Annotated in this window: 1 pseudogene; it reads right to left on the bottom strand. The window is 59.8% G+C overall.

Features of this window, described 5'->3' with window-relative positions:
• Positions 1-125: 125 nt before the first annotated feature.
• A pseudogene (locus AB4Y42_RS44135) lies at positions 126-269 on the bottom strand (transposase); the annotation flags it as partial.
• Positions 270-630 lie beyond the last annotated feature (361 nt).

Genomic DNA, 630 nt, shown 5'->3' with positions numbered 1-630 from the left:
AGCGTCATGGTCGTGAGAGGCGACCCGCCGCCCGCCCGTGGACAACCCGCGACTCAACACTCAGCGGAGGTTAGATCGCATCAAATCGCTGGCTGCAAATCCGTCCGTCGAACCGGGTCAGCCTCATCGAACCAGCGTTTGAGGTCATCGAGCAACGGCAACGCCTGCGCCTGGCGCACACCGCGACGTTCATCCGGTGGCTTGCCGCGGATCTGTTCCTCGATGGCATAGAGCGCACCGATGCGGCGCAGGGCTTCCTCTGTCAGCGTAGTGGGTCGTACGTAAGCGGTCGAGCAACGACGCCCTTCCAATGAGCGGCTGAAGGTCTGAACCTAAGTCAGTATGACTTTCCGTGAGGCATTGGGCTGGCCTGGCGTGGGGAATCAAACGCGGGTTAGCATTGCTGCCAGAGCCGCACGGTGTGGACAGGGCCACACCCAGCGACTTCCACCACGGAGGCCAGCATGAAGAACGATAGCACGCTGTACGTTGGTTTGGATGTGCACGTGCGACCTGAAAGTCGCTTGAGTTTCTGTTTCACTGGAGAAGGTATGACCTGATGAAACCGGTTGTTCCATCAACCGTTCCCTACCCGGACATGCCGAGCCGGTAACAGCTCGGTGTGAAGCT

Origin of the sequence: Paraburkholderia sp. EG286B (assembly GCF_040965655.1) — a bacterium.
GTDB lineage: Bacteria > Pseudomonadota > Gammaproteobacteria > Burkholderiales > Burkholderiaceae > Paraburkholderia.
Note: the sequence above shows the minus strand (reverse complement) of the source record. Positions and strands in the feature narration are given on the sequence as shown.